Source organism: Eubacterium sp. MSJ-33, assembly GCF_022174665.1.
In the GTDB taxonomy this organism is placed as follows: domain Bacteria; phylum Bacillota; class Clostridia; order Lachnospirales; family Lachnospiraceae; genus Coprococcus_C.
On the sequence record NZ_CP076562.1, the window covers coordinates 669225 to 693036 of the forward strand.

Annotated in this window: 19 protein-coding genes; 1 reads left to right on the forward strand and 18 read right to left on the reverse strand. The window is 42.1% G+C overall.

Translation table 11 applies throughout. The features are described 5' to 3' along the window. Positions 1-4 precede the first annotated feature (4 nt). The 16 genes from plsX to KP625_RS03175 all read right to left on the reverse strand — a co-directional run bounded on the left by plsX (position 5) and on the right by KP625_RS03175 (position 20404). Entirely contained in the window at positions 5-997 is a 993-nt protein-coding gene (gene plsX, locus KP625_RS03100) for a phosphate acyltransferase PlsX (RefSeq protein WP_238299220.1), read from the reverse strand. Between the two features lie 184 nt (positions 998-1181). After that, positions 1182-1361, reverse strand: a complete 180-nt coding sequence (gene rpmF / locus KP625_RS03105; RefSeq protein WP_021985575.1) for a 50S ribosomal protein L32 — start codon at positions 1359-1361, stop codon at positions 1182-1184. A gap of 101 nt (positions 1362-1462) precedes the next feature. Continuing rightward, complete coding sequence (locus KP625_RS03110; RefSeq protein WP_238299903.1) at positions 1463-2653, reverse strand: acetate/propionate family kinase; 1191 nt, start codon at positions 2651-2653, stop codon at positions 1463-1465. 20 nt (positions 2654-2673) lie between these two features. Beyond that, positions 2674-3678: a phosphate acetyltransferase gene (gene pta / locus KP625_RS03115; RefSeq protein ID WP_238299222.1), complete on the reverse strand. Its 1005-nt coding sequence runs from the start codon at positions 3676-3678 to the stop codon at positions 2674-2676. 139 nt (positions 3679-3817) lie between these two features. Beyond that, positions 3818-5509: a diguanylate cyclase gene (locus KP625_RS03120; RefSeq protein ID WP_238299224.1), complete on the reverse strand. Its 1692-nt coding sequence runs from the start codon at positions 5507-5509 to the stop codon at positions 3818-3820. Positions 5510-5511: 2 nt separating this feature from the next. Beyond that, complete coding sequence (locus KP625_RS03125) at positions 5512-7626, reverse strand: cell division FtsA domain-containing protein (protein ID WP_238299226.1); 2115 nt, start codon at positions 7624-7626, stop codon at positions 5512-5514. A gap of 18 nt (positions 7627-7644) precedes the next feature. After that, complete coding sequence (coaE, locus tag KP625_RS03130; RefSeq protein WP_238299228.1) at positions 7645-8283, reverse strand: dephospho-CoA kinase; 639 nt, start codon at positions 8281-8283, stop codon at positions 7645-7647. 60 nt (positions 8284-8343) lie between these two features. Next, positions 8344-10974: a DNA polymerase I gene (polA, locus tag KP625_RS03135; RefSeq protein WP_238299229.1), complete on the reverse strand. Its 2631-nt coding sequence runs from the start codon at positions 10972-10974 to the stop codon at positions 8344-8346. After that, entirely contained in the window at positions 10967-11476 is a 510-nt protein-coding gene (locus KP625_RS03140; protein ID WP_238299231.1) for a zf-HC2 domain-containing protein, read from the reverse strand. Before KP625_RS03140 ends, polA begins: the two co-directional genes overlap by 8 nt. A gap of 156 nt (positions 11477-11632) precedes the next feature. Then, on the reverse strand, positions 11633-12652 hold the full coding sequence (ilvC, locus tag KP625_RS03145; protein WP_118545023.1) for a ketol-acid reductoisomerase: 1020 nt from the start codon (positions 12650-12652) through the stop codon (positions 11633-11635). Between the two features lie 62 nt (positions 12653-12714). Continuing rightward, positions 12715-13206, reverse strand: coding sequence for an acetolactate synthase small subunit (ilvN, locus tag KP625_RS03150; RefSeq protein ID WP_021985584.1), 492 nt, complete (start codon positions 13204-13206; stop codon positions 12715-12717). Positions 13207-13267: 61 nt separating this feature from the next. Further along, positions 13268-15691 carry a homocysteine S-methyltransferase family protein gene (locus KP625_RS03155; protein ID WP_238299233.1) on the reverse strand — a complete coding sequence of 808 codons (2424 nt, stop codon included), beginning with the start codon at positions 15689-15691 and terminating at the stop codon, positions 13268-13270. A gap of 8 nt (positions 15692-15699) precedes the next feature. Continuing rightward, the gene (locus tag KP625_RS03160; RefSeq protein WP_238299242.1) at positions 15700-16530 is read right to left on the reverse strand and encodes a purine-nucleoside phosphorylase; all 831 of its coding nucleotides are present in this window, start codon (positions 16528-16530) and stop codon (positions 15700-15702) included. Between the two features lie 23 nt (positions 16531-16553). Further along, positions 16554-18206 carry a L,D-transpeptidase family protein gene (locus tag KP625_RS03165; RefSeq protein WP_238299244.1) on the reverse strand — a complete coding sequence of 551 codons (1653 nt, stop codon included), beginning with the start codon at positions 18204-18206 and terminating at the stop codon, positions 16554-16556. 125 nt (positions 18207-18331) lie between these two features. Then, on the reverse strand, positions 18332-19135 hold the full coding sequence (locus tag KP625_RS03170; RefSeq protein ID WP_238299246.1) for a metallophosphoesterase: 804 nt from the start codon (positions 19133-19135) through the stop codon (positions 18332-18334). A gap of 24 nt (positions 19136-19159) precedes the next feature. Further along, entirely contained in the window at positions 19160-20404 is a 1245-nt protein-coding gene (locus KP625_RS03175; protein WP_238299248.1) for a D-alanyl-D-alanine carboxypeptidase family protein, read from the reverse strand. Positions 20405-20507: 103 nt separating this feature from the next. On the opposite strand from KP625_RS03175, the gene asnB reads away from it, so the two are divergent. Beyond that, the gene (gene asnB / locus KP625_RS03180) at positions 20508-22346 is read left to right on the forward strand and encodes an asparagine synthase (glutamine-hydrolyzing) (RefSeq protein WP_238299250.1); all 1839 of its coding nucleotides are present in this window, start codon (positions 20508-20510) and stop codon (positions 22344-22346) included. Positions 22347-22422: 76 nt separating this feature from the next. On the opposite strand, the gene KP625_RS03185 is transcribed toward asnB, so the two are convergent. Then, positions 22423-22998: a dipicolinate synthase subunit B gene (locus KP625_RS03185; protein ID WP_238299252.1), complete on the reverse strand. Its 576-nt coding sequence runs from the start codon at positions 22996-22998 to the stop codon at positions 22423-22425. A gap of 17 nt (positions 22999-23015) precedes the next feature. After that, positions 23016-23798 (reverse strand): hypothetical protein, encoded by a 783-nt coding sequence (locus KP625_RS03190; protein WP_238299254.1) that lies wholly within the window; start codon positions 23796-23798, stop codon positions 23016-23018. Positions 23799-23812: the final 14 nt, after the last annotated feature.

Sequence of the window (23812 nt, forward strand, 5' to 3'; positions counted from 1 at the left end):
AATATTAATTCTCCCCTTTGTTTTCTTCCGCTACAAATGTCTCAATAATCTGATTCGTAACATCCTTCTTTACAAAATTACGACACTGCTCAATCGCGGAACGTACTTCCGTATTTTTGCTATTTCCATGAATCTTAACAACCAAACCTTTCAATCCAAGCAATGGAGCTCCTCCTTTATCATCTGCCATGTATCGTTTGAAGGTTTGCTTAATCGGTTTATAGATCATTGCTCCGCCAATCTTTGTTTTTAGGCTGCTTTTTAATGTATCTTTGATTTCTGCCATAAACATCTTGCCAAGTCCCTCAAAGAACTTCAGCAGGACATTTCCGACAAATGCCTCACAGACCAAAACATCTGCGGAACCATTCGGAATATCACGTGATTCCACACTACCGATAAAGTTAATATCTTTGCATTCACGCAGCAACGGAATCGTCGATTTTACAAGTTCATTTCCCTTCTCATCCTCAGCACCAATATTGATGATACCGACACGTGGGTTCTCGATCCCCTCAATATTCTTCATATAGATTGAACCCATTTTTGCAAACTGTACCAGATTTTCCGGTTTTGCATCTACATTTGCACCACAATCAATCAGGAGTGATGACCCGTATCGATGCGGAATTAATGGTGCTAACGGTGTCCGCTTTACCCCTTTTGCGCGTCCAACTAAAAACTGTCCTCCTGCAAGCAATGCTCCGGAATTACCACCGGAAATACACGCTGCCGCCCTTCCTTCTTTTACCGCATTTAATGCCAGTACCATAGAAGAATTTTTCTTTTTTCGAATTGCATCCACAGGAGCATCATGACAAGTAATCTCCTCCGTTGCATTTAAAATCTCAATTCGTGTTTTATCGCATCCATATTCCTCTATATGTTGTTTTAATTCCTGTTCATTACCAGTCACAATAAATGAAATATCATCATACTGATCCATTGCCTCTGCAATTCCTTGAATAAAATATGCGCTTCCATTATCTGTTCCCATTGTATCTATTGCTATAACAATTTTTTCCATTCTTATCCGAACCTTTCCTTACTGCAAAACATCATAGACCACATAATCTTTTATATTATAGTTGTATCGCTTTCTTTCGTCAAGAAACCCAGTATAAAAAAAAGACTTTTCAACGAGAAGCTCTCGATGAAAAGTCTTTTTTCATTTCAGTGAATTACTCAGCAGAGATGATTTCTTTCTTATTATAGGAACCGCAAGCCTTGCATACTCTGTGTGGCATCATAAGCGCTCCACACTTGCTGCACTTTACCAAGCCAGGAACTGTCATCTTCCAGTTTGCTCTACGCTTGTCACGTCTTGCTTTTGAACTTTTATTCTTAGGACAAATGGACATCCTTACACCTCCTTCAAGAATACACTTAAAATCACACTTTGCTTATTATACAAACAATTCTATATGATGTCAACGGTATTTTTCATTTTTTGATAAAATATTTATTTTGCAAGAGCAACAGTTTCTCTTGCGATTGCAAGTTCTTCATTTGTCGGTACAACATATACCGGAACCTTGGAACCTTCCGTTGATATCTTTACTTCTTCTCCACGAAGCTTATTTGTCTCATCATTAATCTCAACACCCAGATATCCAAGATGGCTGCATGTATCTTTTCTTACCTTTGGATCGTTCTCACCAACACCGGCTGTAAATACGATTGCATCCACTCCGTTCATCGCTGCCACATAACCACCGATAAACTTCGCTGCCTGATAAGTAAATACATTCATGGCAATCTCGCAACGCTTGTCACCTTCCGCAATTCCCTTATTCAAATCACGGAAATCGCTGGACTTTCCCGAGATACCATAGACACCGGACTCCTTATTCAGCATGTTAATGATCTCTGTGAGTGTCTTACCTTCTTTATTCGCGATATATTCAATGATTGCAGGATCAATATTACCACTTCTTGTTCCCATCGTGATACCTTCCAGAGGTGTAAGTCCCATGGTTGTATCAATTGACTTTCCGCCTTCTACCGCACAGATGCTGGCACCACCACCCAAATGGCATACAATAATCTTTGTGTCCTTAATATCCTTGCCGAGCAGTTCTGCTGTTCGCTTGGATACAAAGCTGTGGCTCGTTCCGTGGAAACCATAACGGCGAACCTTATATTTTTCATAATATTCATATGGAATACCATATGTATATGCATAATCAGGCATAGTCTGATGGAATGCCGTATCAAAAACCGCAACCTGTGGAACACCCGGCATCAGTTCCTGACATGCACGAATACCAATCAGATTAGCTGGGTTGTGAAGTGGAGCCAGATCACAACACTCCTCTATCGCTGCAAGCACTTCTTCATCAATCAAAACTGCAGAAGAAAACTTTTCTCCACCATGTACAACACGATGTCCAACAGCCGCAATCTCATCCAAACTTGCAATCGCACCAAGCTTCTCATCCAGAAGATACTGCAACACAAGTTTTACCGCTGCGCTATGATCCGGCATTGGTGCCACAATCTGTATCTTTTCCTTTCCGGTTGCCTGATGAGTCAGAGATCCATCCAGCTTAATTCTCTCACAAATACCTTTTGCCAATACCTGCTCAGACTCAGAATCAATCAACTGATACTTGAGTGATGAGCTTCCACAATTAATGACTAATACCTTCATATTCTTCACCCTTTTACCTTTTACTGATTATCAAGTGCCTGCGCCTGAACTGCCGTAATCGCTACAACACCGACGATATCATCTGCCGAACATCCTCGTGACAAATCATTAACCGGCTTTGCAATACCTTGTGTGATCGGACCATACGCATCCGCTTTTGCAAGACGCTGTACAAGCTTGTATCCGATATTTCCGGCATCAAGATCCGGGAAGATTAATACATTCGCTTTTCCGGCCACATCGCTGCCCGGTGCTTTTGAAGCAGCTACTTCCGGCACGATAGCGGCATCACTCTGCAGTTCACCGTCACACTTCAAATTCGGACATTCTTCATTAACGATTCTGCATGCCTCAATCACCTTATCAATCTCCGGATGATGTGCACTGCCCTTTGTGGAATGTGATAACATAGCTACTACCGGTTCTGCCTCTACCAAAAGTTCAAACGACTTTGCAGAACTCTCTGCAATTGCTGCAAGTTCTCTTGCATCCGGGAACTGATTCAATCCTGCATCCGAGAAAATAAATGTTCCATGCTCACCCATCTCACAATTCGGTACTACTACTAAGAAAAATGCAGATACGAGTTTTGTATCCGGTGCAGTCTTTAAGATCTGCAATGCTGCACGCAACACATTTGCAGACGAATTTACAGCTCCTGCAACCATGCCGTCTGCATCCCCAGCCTTAACCATGATGCAGCCAAAGTACAACACGTTTGTCAAAAGCAGTTCTTTTGCCTCTTCCGGTGTCATGCCCTTCTTCTTACGAAGCTCCACCAGAATTGATACATAGTCATTTAACTTATCACAGTCATATGGATCTACAAATTTGGCTCCTGTCAAATCCAAACCAGCCGCCTTCTTTATAATCGTCTGTTTATCACCAACTAAGATAATATCGGCAATCCCTTCATGCAAAATCTTATGTGCTGCCTCTAATGTACGCATATCCGCAGTTTCCGGTAATACAATTGTTTTTTTGTTCTGTTTTGCTCTTTTTTTAATTGAATCAATAAATGCCACTGTTCTTCTCCTCTGCTTTTATAGTTTCAACTCACATCTTTTTACATTATAAACAAATCAGGTTTTGTATACAACCAAAATTCTGTAAATAAATGTCTTTTTTCACGTACAATCTATGTTCTTTCCCACCATCAAAAACTTACATCTCATCCACATCCGGATTATCTACAACCAGTCTGCCCCGGCCATGTTTTTTCCCGTAATACATCGACTTATCTGCACGGTTGACAAGGATGTTTGTATCCTTACAAATAGATGGATAAGACGATAAACCAATACATACATTTACCGGAATCTCCTTGTCATTATAATGCACAATCGTAGACTGAATTTCTTTATGCATTTGCTCCAGAACCGGTAACGCCTGTTTTTCATCATATCCCGGAAGGACAAGCAAAAACTCTTCTCCGCCATACCTGCAGGCAATTCCCCCGTTTTCTTTTGCATATTTATCGTCCAAAGATGCAACCATCTTGATTACTTTATCACCTGCTAAATGTCCATATGTATCATTGATATTTTTAAACTTATCTATATCAAACAATGCCACAGAAAGTGGCTGCTGTTTCTTCGTCGCTTTCTCTGCCGCCTTTGTAAATAATTCCCCAAAATAGACGCGATTGTAAATCTGTGTTAAACCATCCTTGCGTGCCATATCCTGTGTCTGCAGATAAAGCTTCGTTGTTTTTAAAGAAACATTGTATTCCACCAGACAAGTCTCGTAGTAGGAAATACCCTTCTCAAAGAAATTCTCCACATCCGATGCGACAATCATCATGCCATACTGCTTATTATCATCGATGAGCGCAAGCTTCACCAGACTTTTAATATTCGTTTCACCTATAAACCGAAGTTCCTTTAATTCTTCGCCTGTGAGCAGTTCCGTTGTCTTTCTGCTGTTTTCAAAATCAATATATATCTTTTGAATATCCTTCCGAAGACGACGTTCCATAGATGAATAATCTGTCTTAACAATAGAAAGTCCATGTTTCTCGTTGCAAACAGACTCATCCAGATACACTGCACAAAGCTTTGGATTTTTCACATCCATGATTGCATCCACAATCACATTGATATTTTTATTGATATCGAACGACGATGCCATATATCGCATAATTTCTGTCTGTGACTCAATCTCACGATTTGCCTGTTCCAGATCGCTGACAACCCGTGCAAGCTCAATTTTCTGATAATTCACACGTTCATTGACTGTCTTCACTTTCTCTTGATATTCTTTCAGTTTTTCATTTTTATCCTGCACATCATTTCGTTCCAACATAAGTTTTGTACAGTATGACTCGTACGCATCGTAGGAATACTCCAGAAGCTCTGTCACGAAAAACACTGTAATCGCAATAACCGCCAGCACCAGTACATAACAAAACCAGAACTTCTCGGTCCGGAACCGTAATGACAGGCACAGATTCACAAATATCGGAAGAACTAAAAACATTTTTCTTAAAACGATTGTGGATTTATCATAATCAGATCCAAAAATAATAAACTCAATCATCAACATAAACAGGAATATAAACATTCCAACAAGTAAAACTCCCTGATATGGAATAAATGCCATAAAAACACTGTATGTAACAATTTCTATCATACGGAACACAGTATTTACATGAATATTCTTGAATACTCCCGTATGATAAAATACACTGTCAAGCACGCCAAACAAAAAAATCACAGATGCGAAGGTTACACATACCGGTGTATCATCCGAGAAATTCATCACGCGCGTCAATACTGTAAGCAATACCATAAAAATATAGATTAATTTATGATAGATTGTATAATTTTTTATCAGCTTTTCAGTAATATCCTGCATGTCTAATTCTCCCAATAAATATCAATTACAGCCCCTTCATCTATCGGCTGTATAAATTCTGCATGTGTTCCGTTAACATTTGTAACTAATCGTTTTCCGCGCATAGTTGTAAGATCAAACGGATAAAAATCGAGAATATCCACAAATGTATAACTTTCTTTTCCTCGAAGCGTCACAGGCGTTTTATTGACAATAACTGTAATTTCCCGTTTTGTACCTGGCATCATATGTGGTTGTGATATCATTTTCTGCTCCGGCACTGTCTTTTCGGCTTTATCCGCGGCTTTCTCCATGGCAGCCGCTTCTTCCCCTACTGTTTCCACAATCTCATCGTCCGGTATAATCGGAGTCTCTTCTTTCCGAGTTACAAACTCGACTTCAAAATTCTCATAGATTTTCTCATCTTCCTCTGCAATCTGATGATTGACATATGCATAAAAATCCGTTGTCAGATCCATAAATGTCCGAAGCTGTCCCACTGTATAATAATTGCGCATACATACTTCATCCCCATCCTGAATCTGGTACATGGATGACGCAAATTTTCCATTTACAGTTGCAAATTTCGGACAGGATACATTGTTTCCATTTACTCTAAAGGTCAACATGCCCGCATATTCCGGCAATGTTGACAACTCAATCTCCGCGGATTTTCCTTTCGTGGATGGTTGAATCCGAATATTGTCATTTGCCTCAATCACAGCATTCATACCGACATTCTTACCATTCTGGCTGATAACCGCAGCTTCCCCGCTATATCCACGCACGATCCGTGTTTTTTCGTTTATCTTAAACGTGATATCTTCGCCCCGCTTCGGAAAGATATCTTCATTTGGTATTCCATATTGTACCGCCGCATCAAAAATCGTCAGTTTATCATTGTTGTACAACTTCACGCGTTCCCCATTCACATTGACAAAAATGAAGTTGTTCTTCTGGTCAAAGAAGTTCAGACAGATACCAATCGGCGTCACATAGAGCGGGTCTTTTTTGATTCCCTCTACCTGAAAATCAATTGTATTCATCACTTCTTCTCCACGCAATGCCACTCGTTCCGCCGGAAGATTTAAATCCACTGCCAATGTATCCGTAAATCCAGGCAGCTTGCCTCCGCCACCGACTACAAACACTGCACTGACACTCGTGCCGCCGTTTAACTCTATGATTTTATCTGCAATCTTCTTTGAGATTGTCTCTTTCACTTCCTCCGTAGTTTGATAGATTTCCGCAGGAGTGATCTTATGGGATATCCCCATAATATCTTTGTATGTAACTGATTTCCGACGTGCACTGACCGTCTTTAACTTCTCTGCGGTTTGGAAATCAATCAGATATTTCTTTACAAGTGCTTCGGTCAACTCATCTCCGGCTGCTGGAATCATACCATACGCAATCACACTTCCGTCCTTTGTGATACAGATATCAGATGTTCCGGCTCCAATATCAATCAAAGCAATATTCAAAAGACGGTACTGCTCCGGAATCGCCACTGTCATAGCCGCAATAGGCTCCAGTGTAAGGTTCGTCACATACAACCCAGCCTGTTCCACTGCCGCATACAGACTGTCCACAACCTCCTCCGGAAGAAATGTTGCAAGCACATCTGCCGCAATCTTCGTTCCCTTGTGTCCTTCCAGATTCGTAATCTCGTAATTATTCAGAAAATATTTCACAACCGTATATCCAACGCAAAAATATTTTGTTGTCTCATGGCTCTCATTTAATTCCTGAAGAATCTCATTGTGTGCCTGCTCCACACCTATCAGATCGATGGAATGAATATATTCCTGTGTAATAACCGTATTCTCGGAAAATTCGTATTCCCCGTGTCCGATTGCGGTTTTCAAGACACGACCAGCCGCCGCAATACAGACATCATGCAGCTTACGTCCACCTAACTGTTTCTCTAACTGCTGTTTTACCTCGATAATATCCTGACTGACCTTCGCAATATCATGAATCTGTCCATCAATCATCGAACGGGTATCATGATATCTGACAGCCATCGCAACCACATGAAACCGCTCCTGTTCTCTGTAACCAACTGTGCCGACGATACTTCGAGTACCGATGTCCAGTCCAAATATTAAAGGTTCCGGATATTTCACTGTTGCCACGCCTGTTCCCTCCTGAAATTAGTCTGTTTTCCCATGAATAGATAAAATTATATCATTTCCCAATAATATATTCAACCGCTCTTTTAGTTGTTTTGATGAATTTTCATAGTCTAATTGATTATTTATAGTGAAATCTGCATATTTTTTATAATATGATTCCGGCTCCTGACTGCGAAACATGGCACGACAGCGTTCCACAGTATAACCACGCTGTTTCATCAAACGTTTAATCCGTGTATCTTCATCAGCATAAATATACCAAATCTCATCACAGATTTCCTTATATCCATCCTGAATCAAAAGCGCCGCCTCAATCACATAGATTTTCATACCCTGTTTCTTTTTTTCCTCGATATCATTCCGAATCCACACTTTGACTGCAGGATGAGTAAGTGCATTCAATTGTTCGAGTTTTTCCCGATCCGAAAATACAATCTGTGCGAACTTTTTCCGATCAATCGCATACGGTGCCTCCGGCTGCAAAATCTCCGTGCCAAACGCGTCCACAACCGACTGATATACCGTCTGTCCCGGCTCCATCAGTGTATGCGCAAGCTTGTCGGTTTCTACAATATATGCACCATATATACTTGACAAGTCATATAGTATCTTACTTTTTCCGGAACCAACACCTCCGGTAATTCCTAATATCAGCATCTGTTTCTCCTGCTATTTTTCTGTTTTTCGTATTTCTTTCCCACATCCACAGGCACGTCATCACTTCGCATCATACCAGCTATCACCGACATTTGCATCCACAAGAAGTGGTACAGAAAGATCTGCCGCATGCATCATTTCTTCTACAAGAAGATTCTGTACGGTCTCCAATTCTTCCTTTTTTGTCTCAATAATCAGCTCATCATGGATTTGAAGCACAAGTTTTGACTGCAAATGTTCTTCTTTGAGACGGCGATTGACACGTACCATCGCAATCTTAATGATATCTGCCGCAGTTCCCTGTACCGGAGCATTCATAGCCGCACGTTCACCAAAGCTCCGTGTCATAAAGTTTGAAGAAGCAAGTTCGGGAATTGGCCGTCTCCTTCCAAACATCGTGACGGTGTAGCCGTTTTTCTTCGCATCTTCTACAGTACGATCCAGAAATTCCTTAACCTTTCCATATGTTGCAAAATACTTCTCGATATAACTTTCTGCTTCTTTACGTGAGATATCAAGATCCTGCCCCAGCCCAAAAGAGCTGATACCATATACAATCCCAAAGTTCACCGCCTTTGCCTTCCGGCGCAGACTGCTGTCCACCTGATTAAGAGGAACATCGAACACCTGTGATGCTGTAATCGCATGAATATCCTCATCTGCCCGATATGCAGCAATCAATGCTTCATCCCCAGACATATGGGCAAGTACCCGAAGTTCGATCTGCGAATAATCAGCATCGACAAACACCGCCCCCTCTGCCGGGATAAATACCTTACGTATCTCCCTGCCAAGTGGCATACGTGTCGGAATATTCTGAAGATTCGGATCTGTCGAACTGATACGTCCCGTTACAGTCACGGTCTGATGGAATTTACCATGAATTCTTCCATCTGCCTGAATATAACCTGACAGTCCTTCCGCATAAGTTGAATTTAACTTCGTAAGCTGTCGGTATTCTAAAATCTTCGGAATGATCGGATGTGCATTTGCAAGCTTCTCTAACACTTCTGCACTTGTTGAATATCCGGTCTTTGTCTTCTTTCCATTCTTCAGTCCCAGCTTCTCAAATAAAATCTCACCAAGCTTCTTTGTTGAATTGATGTTGAATTCTTCACCCGCTATCGCATGAATCTCTGCAGTAAGTTCCGCAATTCGGGAACGAAGCTTTTCCCCATACTGATACAATGCCTCGCCATCGACACGGATACCATTTTTCTCCATCTCATATAATGTATACAGGCACGGAAGTTCCATCTCGTCATATAGTATTTCCATTCCCGTTGCTTTTAATTTTTCACGCAAAAGTGCCTTTACCTTATATGGCACAATTGCCTGATACGCCATCCACTTTTGCAATCTTTCATCTTCAAAGGAAAAATAACCAAGCCTCTCTTTACCAATCACATCCTTCTCGGATGGCAACGCCAGATCCAGATACACCTTTGCAAGTGTGTCATATTCATATTCTGACTGGTTCGGCTGTAAGAGATATGCTGCCAGTCCTACATCAAATACAGCATCCTCCTCGCGAAAATCCAGAAACGGAAGCAGTTTTTTCACATGCATGCAGGTTAACCGCACCCCATACTCCCGGCTTAATGCAAGAAGATTATCCGCAACCATCACTTCTGTGATGAACATCATAAACCGAATCAGATATACATGTTCCAAATCCATGCAGACAGCAATACCAAGTGATTCACCATCTTGTGCAATCCACGCAAAGGAAACCTCCTTTGCCCTTTGCAGCTTCGCAAGCAACGCATTGTAGCCGTCGATTTCATCAATCAACACCGTTTCAAAGGTCAGTGTTTCTTTCTTCTCAACTAAAAATCGCTTATAAAAGCTCTTCAATTCCAAATCCTCGAATAAAGTGTACGCATCTGCATTAAAAGGATCATTATAACGTGCCTCCGTAAATTCAAATGGAATTGGACAGTCCAGTTTGATTGTTGCCAGTGTTTTGGAAAGATATGCCAGATCTTTATTGGCGATCAGATTTTCCTTCATCTTACTTGCCTTCATGCTTTCCACCGCAGCATAAACACCATCCAGATCTCCATACTCCTTTAAAAGCTTAGCGGCTGTTTTTTCGCCAATTCCCGGAACCCCCGGAATATTATCCGATGTATCCCCCATCAACCCCTTCATATCAATAAAGATAAGCGGTGTTACACCGTAGGTTTCCTCCACATTTTTAGCATAATAATCTTCTATTTCCGTTTTTCCATGCTTTGTCTTCGGGATACGAACCAGCACAGTGTCTGTTGCAAGTTGCAGCAAATCCCGGTCTCCTGACAAAATCGTAACAGCAAATCCTTCCCGCGCCCCCTTTTTTGACAACGTTCCAATCAGATCATCAGCTTCAAAGCCTTCCTGTTCTACGATGCGAATATGCATCGCCCGTAAAATTTCTTTGATCCGCGGCATCTGTTCATGCAATTCTTCGGGCATGCCCTTTCTTGTTCCTTTATATGCTTCATACATTTCATGTCGAAATGTTTTCTTCTTTAAATCAAAGGCAACACATATATGTGTTGCCTGTTCTTCCTCAATCACCTTTAAAATTATATTTAAAAAACCATAAACTGCATTTGTATGTCTTCCATCATTTGTTGTCATATCTGGAATTCCATAAAATGCACGATTCATGATGCTGTTTCCGTCAACCAATAACAATTTATTCATTACTCTCAGTTTCCTCACTTTCCGGGTGGGTTAATTGATATTCTCTTAATTTTTCATAAAATGTAGACTCTTTCGGTTTGTTTGTCATCTGCGCCTCCTGAACAATATCATTCATGCAGACAGACATCTCCGGTCCAAATGTATCATAAAAATAAGTTTCCCCCTGTGCTTCCAGTTTCATCCGCTGCTCAATATTATATACCTTATCCAGACACTGATTATACACAAAAAGCAACGATACAACAGCCGCACCAAATACGATTCCAAATGTAGAAAGCTTAAAACGCTTTGCCTGTTTTACACGATGTTCCAGCCGATTCAGCTCATTCTCCAGATCCTTAGCAAAATTCTGTGACAGCTCCTGGTTGTTATCGACCTGATGCGTACCGATGATCAATGTATAATAGATTTCCAGTTCCTCCCTGCAGTTTTTACAATACCGCATATGTTTTACAAACCCCGGTATTACATCGTCAGGAAGTTTCTTTTCTATAAAAGCCATAATATTTGATTGTGCTTCCAAACATGTCATAACTTACACCACCTGTCATATGTCACCACGCAGCAGCGTGATAGCCTGCACACGCATCCGCGTGCCCCATATCAAAAAACAAAGAACCTAGATCGAAACGGATCTAGGTTCTTCATAATGTAAATCTTAGTTATCGATAAGCTTTCCTTCACCATTCCAGCTATATAACTTACGGATTTCTTCTCCAACCTTCTCTGATGGATGCTCAGAAGCAAGCTTTCTAAGTGCTTTGAAATGAGCCTGTCCACCTGCAGAAGACATATCAAGCAGGAAGTCTTTTGCGAATGTACCATCCTGGATATCTTTCAGGATCTTCTTCATTGTCTTCTTTGTCTCTTCTGTTACAAGCTTAGGACCTGTGATGTAATCACCATACTCAGCTGTATTAGAGATAGAATATCTCATGCCTGCGAAACCTGACTGGTAGATCAGATCTACGATCAGCTTCATCTCATGGATACACTCAAAGTAAGCATTTCTTGGGTCATAGCCAGCTTCACAAAGAGTCTCAAAACCAGCCTGCATAAGTGCACATACACCACCGCAAAGAACTGCCTGCTCACCAAAGAGGTCTGTCTCTGTCTCTGTTCTGAATGTTGTCTCAAGAATACCGGCTCTTGCTCCACCGATACCAAGGCCATAAGCAAGCGCAAGATCCTGAGCCTTACCTGTTGCATCCTGATATACAGCGATCAGACAAGGTGTACCCTTGCCAGCCTGATACTCACTACGTACTGTATGACCCGGTGCCTTCGGTGCGATCATTGTTACATCCACATCCTTAGGTGGGATGATCTGGTTGAAATGAATATTGAAACCATGTGCAAACATAAGCATGTTGCCTGGCTCAAGGTTTGGCTCAATATCGTTCTTGTAAAGACCTGCCTGCAACTCATCATTGATTAAAATCATAATGATATCTGCACGCTTAGCTGCTTCTGCAGATGTATATACTTCAAATCCCTGTGCTTCAGCCTTAGCCCATGACTTACTTCCCTCATAAAGACCGATGATGACGTGGCATCCGCTGTCCTTTAAGTTCAAAGCATGTGCATGTCCCTGGCTACCATAGCCGATGATTGCAATTGTCTTGCCATCTAAGAGTGACAGATTACAATCTTCCTGATAAAAAATCTTTGCTGACATTATCATATCCTCCTGATTTTGTAAAAAAATTTATCGTTACTACTTAATCGTAAGTAATGACCTTAGTTACCGCTTACAGCGCCTCTGGTAAGACCTGTCAAGCCTGTGCGCACCATCTCAGAAATCTCAAATCCATCAAGAAGCGAGATAAATGCCTCAATCTTGTTAACATTTCCTGTAATCTCAATCATAACGGAATCTGTTGATACATCAACGACCTTTGCACGGAATACATCTGTAAGGGAAATAATCTGCTGTCTCTCTTCTAAGCTTGCTTTGATTTTGACAAGCACAAGCTCGCGGCATACAGACTCTCCATCCTTTAATTCTGTAATCTCACAAACATCCTCCAACTTCAAAAGCTGTTTTTTGATCTGGCTCAAAATACGATCGTCACCGCTCACAGCTACCGTCATACGGGAATATCTTGGATTTTCTGTCACGCCAACTGACAAGCTGTCAATATTATATCCTCTACGGCTAAACATTCCGGACACACGGCTCAGTACACCGGATGTATTATCTACCAAAAGGGATAAGACCATTTTTTTCATAAAATGTTCCACCTTTCTCCTATTATCATCAAAAATCATTATCTGCTATTTTAACCCTTTGTTACTTGTCTGTCAATAGTTTGTCAACAAGCTTTACAGCTTCATTTGCATCCTTGGAATACCCATCTGCACCAATCTCATCTGCAAAATTCTGCGATACAACCGCTCCTCCGATGATGACCTTATATGGAAGATTATTTGCACGTACATAATCAACCGCATCCTTCATACGCATCATCGTTGTTGTCATAAGCGCGGATAAACCAATGATATCTGCCTGTTCTGCCTGTGCTACCGCAATGATTTTGTCAAGTGGCACATCTTTTCCCAAATCCACAACCTTATAACCATAATTTTTCAACATTAATACGACAAGATTTTTACCGATATCATGAATATCTCCTTCAACGGTTGCCATGATGACAGTGCCCTTCGGCTTGGCATTCTCTTCGATATGAAGCAATGGCGTAATATATTCAATCGCAAGATCCATGGCTGTCGCGCCCGCAATCAACTGTGGCAGGAAATATTTTTTCTGTTCGAACAGTTCGCCGACCTTGTTGACTGCCGGGATCAAATCCTCGTCAATGATTGCCTGCGGATCTTTTCCGGTCTCTAATTCGTGTTTCACATTCTCCACGATACTGCCTTTATTACCCTTTACTACATCATGATAGACTCGGCTTCCTTCTTCGGATTCGCCCGCCACATTCTTGGCTGCTGTCTGTTCGGTCTGGGATAACGCCACAACGTTTTCCACATAGATATTATCAGAATCTTTTTTGGCAAGCAGTAGATCCGCAGCAAGGCTTGCATTCACAAGCATTGCCTGTCCCGGATTACAGATTGCCATCGTCAGGCCGTTTGCAATTGCCATCGTAAGAAATGCTGTATTCACATTGATCCGCTCCGGCAGGCCGAACGAAATATTCGACAAACCACAGATCGTTGGGATCTGCAGCTCATTCTTGCAATAGGCAATCGTATCGAGTGTTTCAAGTGCCGCCATCCGGTTTGCACCAACGGTTGCAACCAGACCATCAATAATCAGAGAGTCACGTGACAACCCTTCCTCGTCTGCGATCTCTAACAGACGACGGATAATCTCTTTTTTCTCATCGAGACTCTCCGGCAGTCCCTTGTCCGAAAGTGGAAGCAAAATAGCCATCGCACCATATTTCTTTGCGATTTTCATAAGCGGACGGCATTTTTTTTCTTCTAACGAGATTGAATTGATAAGTGCACGCCCCGGATAGATACGAAGTGCAGCTTCTATAATTTCTACATGACTCGAATCAATACATAACGGTAGATTCGTCACAGAAATCACTTCATAAATAGCACGTTTCATCATTTCCAGCTCATCAATGCCATTCATACCCATATTGATATCCAGAATCTTCGCGCCACGCTCAGTCTGTTCCTCCGCCATCTGCACAACCAGATCCATATTGCCTGCACGAAGCATCTCCTGTAATTTTTTCTTTCCGGTCGGGTTGATACGCTCACCAACCACAAGAAAATTCCCATCAAGATGAATCTCCTGCACCGCACTCTCACTCGCTAAGACACGGGTGCAGACCGGTTTTGTTGTCTCCGGCTCCACGGAACGAACAACCTTCTTTAACATCTCAATATGCTTCGGAGTAGAACCACAACATCCGCCAACAGCCCTTGCTCCGGCTTCAACCAAGGCTCGGCCATACTCTGCAAAGGTCTCCGGTGTCATTGTATATTTCGTCTCACCATCGATCAGTTCCGGCATACCGTTGTTCGGTTTTGCAAATACCGGAATCGTCGCATAGCGCACCATACGCTTAATCAGTGTTTCCATTTCCTTCGGTCCAGTAGAACAGTTGATGCCAACTGCATCCACACCAAGTGACTGTAATACGATTACAGATGCCTCCGGCGTGGAACCAAACAACGTCTTTCCATCGCTGTTAAAGGTCATGCTGACCATGATCGGCAGATCACAGACCTCCTTGATTGCAATCACACACGCACGTGCTTCTGCAAGGCTCATCATCGTCTCTACAAAGAACAAATCCACACCCGCTTCCACAAGAATTTCTGCCTGTTCTTTATATACATCCACTAATTCCTCAAACGCCAGATCTCCAACCGGCTGAAGCTGTCTGCCGGTCATCGTCATATCTCCGGCAATAAATCCCCGGTGATTCTCCTGTTCAATTGCCGTCCGTGTCAGATTGACAAGCTGCATATTCATCTCATGAATGCTGTCTTCGAGATGATACTCCGCAAGCTTAATCCGGTTCGCGGTAAATGTCGGTGCAAGCAGAATATTTGTACCTGCCTGAATATATGCGCGCTGCAGCTTGATTAGGTGCTGTGGGTGCTCTAAAATCCATTTCTCCGGGCATACACCAACCGGCATACCCGCCTGCATCAGATTGCTGCCGGTTGCACCATCTAACATAACAATTCTCTCTTCAAATAATCTGCGAAAAATTTTTCTATCCATCTTTTGTCTTACCCTATTTCTGCTATAAATTTATATATTAATGTTTGAAAATCCTGTGCTACTCTGTCCGCTGTTTCCTGCACTTCTTTATGGTTTAGTTCCACTTTGCTCATACCGGCAGCCATATTTGTCACACACGATACACCGACAACCCGCATTCCGGCATGTCTGGCTGCCATCGCCTCACAGGCAGTACTCATTCCAACCAGATCCGCGCCAAGTGTCCGGAACATACGAATCTCCGCAGGTGTCTCATAATTCGGTCCGGTCGTCTGTAAATACACGCCCTCTTCAAGAGCAATCCTCTGTTTTTTTGCAACCGCTTCCATCTGTTCTCCAAGCTCTGTGTCATATACATGGCTCATATCCGGAAACCTTGTACCAATTGAATCCAGGTTTGCACCAATCAATGGAGATGGCACAAATGATGTGATCTGATCTGTAATACGAACCAGAATTCCCGGTTTATATGACGCATTTATCCCGCCTGCCGCATTCGTTAAAATCAGGATTTTTGCTCCAAGCATCTGCATTACCCGCACCGGCATCACAACCTCCTGCATGGAATACCCTTCGTAATAATGCACACGTCCTTTCATAATCAGCACCGGGCAGCCTTCCACCCTGCCAAGCATGAAACATCCATCATGCCCAGCCACAGTGGAAACCGGAAAATGTGGTATATCCGCGTACGGAATTTTCGCATCAATCGTCAATTGATCCGCAAATTCACCCAGACCGGATCCTAAGGCCAAAGCAACTTTCGGTTGATACGGCAGCCGTGTCTGCACATATATACAAGCCTCCTGTAACTCCTTATAAGTAATTTTCTTTTTCATGTTGTATCCTCCTGCAAATCCAATCATCTATTTACAAAAGTCACTTCATCCCTCCAATAACAGACTACCGGTAATCCGGCCTCCAAGTAATCATACAATTCACCAGCCTTCGATGGCGGCAGATTCACACAGCCATGTGATCCATTATATGTATAGATTTCTCCGCCAAAGCTGCCTCTCCAGTTTGCATCATGCAATCCGATTCCACCGTTGAATGGCATCCAGTATGCGACCGGTGTCTCATAATCAGCTCCGACTAAAGTAGCATTTCTTTCTTTATAGGTTATGCTGTATAAACCACCAGGTGTCTTATGTCCCGGTGTCTGACCTGTAACACAGTCACTATCCCACTTCAATGTTCCATCCTGATAAAAATATACATGCTGGTTTGTAAGGTCGATTTCTACATAAGTAGAACCAATATCATTCTGTTTCGTATAAGCATATCCGTGTCTGCTGCAGTTTAAGTCTTTTTCAAAACTCTTTTTTTCACTCAGAGCAGCATACAGTTCCTCTGTCTCCGCCTCTACATCAACTCTCCAGCCATAATTTCTGCCATGTACCAGTATTGTCTTTTTATCATGTGTCACAAACTCACGATCCGTGTCCACTGTGGAGAACTGTTCTTTTAATTTTTCTACATATGCCTCGACATTACTCTTACTGATCCGGATTGATCCATCATCACTCACATATGCCATCTTCGTAAGCTCTTCCTTCGGGATTTCATATGTATAATCATCAATATGATACACTGCATCTATACTTATAAACGCATCCGCATTTTCCTTTGCGCGCAGAATGCTTTCCGAATCTGTAAGTACATGTGCCGGGACATAACAATCCTCCTGTGCCACATCAAAAGTTTCTTCATAATTTTTTAATGCATTTGTCAATTTGTCATACAATTTCTCTGTATCGATTCTGGTTCCGGTCTCGTCCGGAATAATCTTTGCCTCTCCATCCTGTAATACAACTTTTGCATTTCTTGATTCCACCATAGACGTCTCATCCAGTGCCGGGCATTCTGTCAGACAATCTTTCAGTTTCTGTTCATCACAGACAACTGTATAACCAATTTTATAGTCATATTTGCGGAAGCAGTCTGCAAACCACATAAACGGTGTATTTTTTTTTAACAACGACTGCACAGTATCCGTCAATTCGACCGTTGAATCTCCATCTCCAACCGCAAAATGAAATTCTGCATTTTTGAATTTGATATCAAGATTATATTTTTCTGCATCTGCCAGTAACAATTCCCGTGTCTTTTTTACAGATCTTCCGGATACATCAATTCCATTGATGTATGTCATTGTTCCAAAATGATTCATATGGAAAATCACGCCACCGAAGTAAACAACAAATAACGAAAGAACGGTAATGACTGTAATTTTCTTCGTCAGCTTTTTTCTCCGTTTCTGTCGATAGATTGAAGGATCTATAAATGGGTCCGTCTCATACAGGCTGACAGATTCTTCCTTTTTTTCTGCCCCATCTTCTTTTTCGTTTTCCGGTTTCATCTCTGCAGAATCTGTTTTTTCCTCTGTCCCTGTATGTGTCTCAGATTCCGTATTCTCTTCAGCTGCTGTTATAGCCTCTGTTTTATCCGTATCTTTTTTTGTTTCAATTTCCGATTCCTGTTTTTTATTTTTTTCGTCTCTTCCCCTGCTCATATTTACATCCTTTTTATTTATTATACAGAACACCCCTTCTGTACTATTTATCTGTTGGTATCATATCCCATAGTCATCATGATTGCAACTAAATGCCGAAAAAATGCTGTTTTGATACAACTAATTTACATATTATTTACATGTATCACAACCATCTCCGGCGGATTGTTGATTCGAACATGAATCGAATGCATGCCACAACCACTGGTGACTATCATCCTGGTTGTATGCATTTTATTCTCGTAAACTCCATAATCGTATTTCGGGAACGGATGAAGCCGTGGCGAAACCACCCCGCCAAGTCCCGGTAAACGTATCATCCCGCCATGGTTATGCCCCGACAGAATAATATCCGGATTCTGTCTGCAATACGCACGGAAATAATCTGGATTATGTGCCAGCAGAATATTACAGTATTCCGACTGTAATGGTTTAATCATAGATGTCAGTGTATCAGTGCGGAGAGGTTTTTTTACAATTCTCTTATAATATCCTCTCGGAAGATCCAACCCGGTAATACATAAATTCCACGCTTCTAATACAATGCTGTCATTTACAAGCATATGAAGATCTTTCATATTCCGCAGGTTCTGTACATACATATCCCACAGACCCTCCGTTTCACGCACATCTTCCGCAAGTCCACGTTCATGGTTGCCATATGCATAATAAACAGGTGCAATCTCCGTCATCTTCTGAATCGTTTCCGCAGTTGAAAGATTATTTTCTGCTTCGCTCTTCCGACAGACAATCATATCTCCGGGAAGCAGGATTATATCCGGCTGCTCTTTCTTTATTGCCGCAAGAAGCTCCGTGTTTCCGATTCCATACACCTGATTATGCAGATCCGCAATCATGACTATCTGAAGCGGCCTGCTTATTTTTTTATTGATAAAATTGTATCTCGTAATTTGAAACTTTTTACTCATAGTCTGATTATACTCTATCTTTATCTATTTCGCCATAAATATTCTTCCGGCAATTTCCGTAAGGCTGTATTTCATATCCAGTTTAGGAACTGTCTGCTCTGCATACAAAACTACCTCACTGATACAATTGCCATTATACAAATACTGAACTACCCCAACGGCATCTCCCTCCCGGATTGGAGCTTTTAAATTCTCGTATGCAATGACCTGTTTTTCTATCTGATCCGGATTGATAGCTGCAAGCGTAATCGTATGTTGCTCTACCGGTTTGACCGCCACAGATTTACTGGTACCCTTCTGTACCGGTATATACAATGTTTCCGGAAGCACATCCATATCCACATAAGACCTGCACTGGGCAAACCCATAATCCAATAACTTCATCGCCTCACTGTTTCGTATTTCCTTCGTATCTGCTCCCATAACAACGGCAATCAGGGTGACCCCGTCTCTTGTAGCTGTAGCTGACATACAATATTTTGCCTGCGATGTATAACCTGTCTTTAATCCATTGGCTCCGGTATACAGATTCAGGAATTTGTTTGTATTTGCAAGATCAAATCGTGATTCCCCGCGCCTTGTTTTATGAGTTATGGAATCCATCCAGATGGTTGAATATGTAAGAATGTCCGGATGATACAAAAGCAGTTGTCTTGACATAATTGCGATATCACGCGCCGAGGTCAGATGTGTCTCTACTTCCAGGCCACAGGCATTGTCAAAATGTGTATGCTCCATGCCTAATTCCTTTGCCCGATCATTCATCTTTTGAACAAACGCCGTTTCGGATCCAGCCAGATGTTCCGCCATCGCAACCGCAGCATCATTGCCAGATGCAACCTCAATACATTTTATCATATCCTGCACAGTCTGCTCTTCTCCTGCCTCAAAAAAGCATTGAGATCCTCCCATAGATGCAGCGTGTTCTGTAACAACAACCGTATCTTCCAACGTGATATCTCCCCGCTCCAACGCCTCAAAAATCAGCAGCAATGTCATAATTTTTGTCACAGATGCCGGGCGCAGCATCTCATCTGCATTTTTCTCATAGAGTACGGTTCCACTTTCCAATTCCATCAAAAGAACTGATTTTGACCGGATGGAAAGCGGATCATCCGCTGTTTCCCCCGCGATTGTCTCTACCGTTTCCCTCTTTTCATTTTCTGTATCTGTCTCTGCAGCCGTCTCCACCAGTTCATCTGCCCGTACCGTCACGAAACTTCCAACCACAAACACCAAAGTCATAATTATCAATATAACTTTCTTCATTTCCACTCCTTTTATAATTTTTGTCTTCTTCCAATTTGTACATTATACGAAACAACCTTACAGAAAATGAATATAATAAGAAAAAGTGTGAAGGAGCATCTGTATGTGTGGTATTGCGGGATACTTTAACCCAAAACAAAACTATGCGGAAAATCCAAAACAAAACTTCCATACACTTTCCAACATGATCAATACAATGAATCATCGCGGTCCCGACACGTATGGTCATAAAATTATAAATTCCTGTTGCCTTGCACACACGCGTCTGTCTATTATTGATCTCGAAAACGGAAGACAGCCTATGGCTTATAAAAGAGATGAAAACACTTACTATATTGTATACAATGGTGAAATCTACAACTATAAAGAAGTAAAAAAACAACTGCTCGAAAAAAACTATACGTTCCACACGAATTCCGATACAGAAGTCATTGTTGCTGCCTTCTGCCACTACGGTCCTGAATTTGTCAGAGAATTAAATGGTATTTTTGCAATCGCCATTTATGACAGCATGCGAAATACCCTTTACCTCTACCGGGACCGTTTTGGTGTCAAACCACTATATTATACCAAAACCGGTGATACGCTCGTATTTGCCTCGCGGATTGATACTCTGTTTGAATATCCCCGCGTGCGTCCATGTATTGACATGAACAGTTTAAACGAAATCTTCTCTCTTGGTCCTGCCAAGACCTACGGAAAGGGTGTATTTTCAGGAATCAAAGAAATCAAACCCGGTGAATATCTGACCTATACGCCACAATACATGTCAGCCAGATTATATTACCGTATTGAGAGTCATCCCCATACCGACAGCTATGAAGAAACAATTGAAAAAACATCTTATCTTCTGGAAGACAGTGTACGGATGCAGATGGTATCCGATGTTCCGATCTCTACACTGCTTTCCGGTGGGGTTGATTCCTCTTATGTATCTGCCGTATGCAGGCATTTCCTGCCAAAAGATACCCCACTTACCACCTACTCCTTTGATTATACGGATAACGCTGTCTATTTTCAGTCAAACAGCTTCCAGCCAAGCGAAGACCGCCCTTATGTCGACATCATGAAAGATTACCTGAAATCCGACCATATCTATCTGACCTGCTCCTACACCAAGCTTGCAGATCTTCTTGAGGCGTCCGTTGACAGCCGATGTCTTCCAACTATGGCAGATGTAGACTCTTCTCTGCTTTACTTCTGTGGGGAAGTTTCCAAACATCATAAAGTCACCCTGACCGGAGAATGTGCCGATGAAATCTTCGGCGGTTATCCATGGTTTCACCGGGATGCCATGCTGCAATCAAACACCTTCCCCTGGACAATGGATATCTCATTCCGTAAATCCCTGCTCCATCCGGAATTTGCAGCCAGTATGCAGATGGAAAAATATATTGACCGCGCATATCGCACAACTTTATCCGAAGTAGATATCCTGCCGGAAGAATCACCGATTGATACAAAAAAACGTCAGATTGCATATCTGAACATCCGCTGGTTCATGCAGACGCTCCTTGATCGTATGGATCGGACTTCTATGCAGCATGGACTTGAAGCGAGAGTTCCTTTTGCTGATTATCGCGTCATCGACTATGTATTTAATGTTCCATGGAGCATCAAATCCAAAGATGGAATTCCGAAGAGTCTGCTTCGCACCTGTGCAGCAAAATATCTTCCGGATACAATTATGAACCGTCCAAAGAGTCCGTATCCGAAAACATATCATCCGGAATATGAACACGTCCTCGCCAGCCGTCTGCGGGAAGTAATCACAGATACCGCTTCTCCACTCCGCAGCTACCTGAACATTCCTGCTGTCCTGAAATTCCTGGATGAGCCAAAGGAATACGGAAAACCATGGTTCGGACAGCTCATGGCCGGTCCACAGATGATCGCGTATCTGCTTCAAGTCGACTACTGGATGCGGAAATACATGCTATAACGTCCGTCTTCCTATATTAATCAATATAAAAAGCAAGCACTATCGGAAATATACGTGCTTGCTTTTTTCATATTCTCTATAATAATACCGGCTGAATCTGTTCATTCGCCAGTGCATATTCTACTGTCTCTGCAATCTTTGTCATATCCGCCACGCAGGAATTTGGTTTTTTCACTGCATCATCCTGACCAAACGGGACAAAATAGATATGTTTCATCACCATCAGTCGTCCAATGTTCTGTAAATTTATTCCAAGTGCATCATTTGTAGAAATTGCAATGATTACCGGACGTCCGTTTCGAAGATGCGACTTCGCAGCCATCAAAACAGGAGTATCCGTAATTCCATTTGCGAGTTTTGCTGCTGTATTTCCTGTACAGGGTGCAATCACTAACGCGTCAAATAATTTCTTCGGTCCAATCGGTTCCGCTCCCTGTATCGTATGAATTGCTTTTTTTCCTGTGATAGCTTCGATTTCCCGCACAAAGCCTTCCGCCTCTGCAAAACGCGTATCCAATTCATAGGCATGCTGTGAAAAAATCGGCGTTATACCAGATACTTCATCCCGTAGAAGCTCTATCTGTTTTTTTATCTTGTCGAAGGTACAAAATGATCCGGTGATTGCAAATCCCAGATTACAGTCTGCTCGCATACCCTGGGCTCCTTTTTTTATTCTGAAGGAGTCTCCATGGCAAATTCATGCTCATAAATACCGGAAGCAATCACACGTCCCGCTTCCTTCGGATATAATTTCCCCGGAATCCCCAGATACAGATCCGCACGTATCCCATGCGCCCTACAGTATCCAAAGTCTGTACCACCCGGACTTGATGCAATATCATAGATGAGAATCGTCTCTGAAAATTTCTGCAGATGTGCTGGATCCAGCACCAGGGCAGGTATTGTATTAAATACATAGCTATACTTGTCATACGCGTACCGTTCCCACTGCATAAGATTCAAGTATCCATACCCATGCCGTTCAAGTTCCGGTTTCAGCTCTTTTCGTCTCACTGCAACATCCACATTTGCTCCTGCGTATACAAGTGCATCCGCGATTGCCTTACCGCAATGTCCATATCCAAGAACCAGGCAATGACTCTCGAATAATACAGCATCTCTTCCTGCAATCGTTAAAATCCCCTGCGCTGTCAATACCGCATTCTCTGTAACGAGCTTTTCCAATTTTAGATAGGCTTTACAGGTAATATTCTTTTCAGCCATCTTCTCCAGACATTTCTTTGACAAAATCCCATAATACAGGATATGACTGTCCGTTACATAATTGCAAAGTGCATCCTCCTCTGACTCAGACAGCTTCGGAGAGGTTATGATATATGCATCCGCAATCATTTCTTCCGGGTTCTCATACACATCATATCCAAGATTATAAAAATATCCGGCAACACTTTCCATCCGCGGATCGTGCCCAAAAATAATGATATCCCGCATAATCTGCCACATCC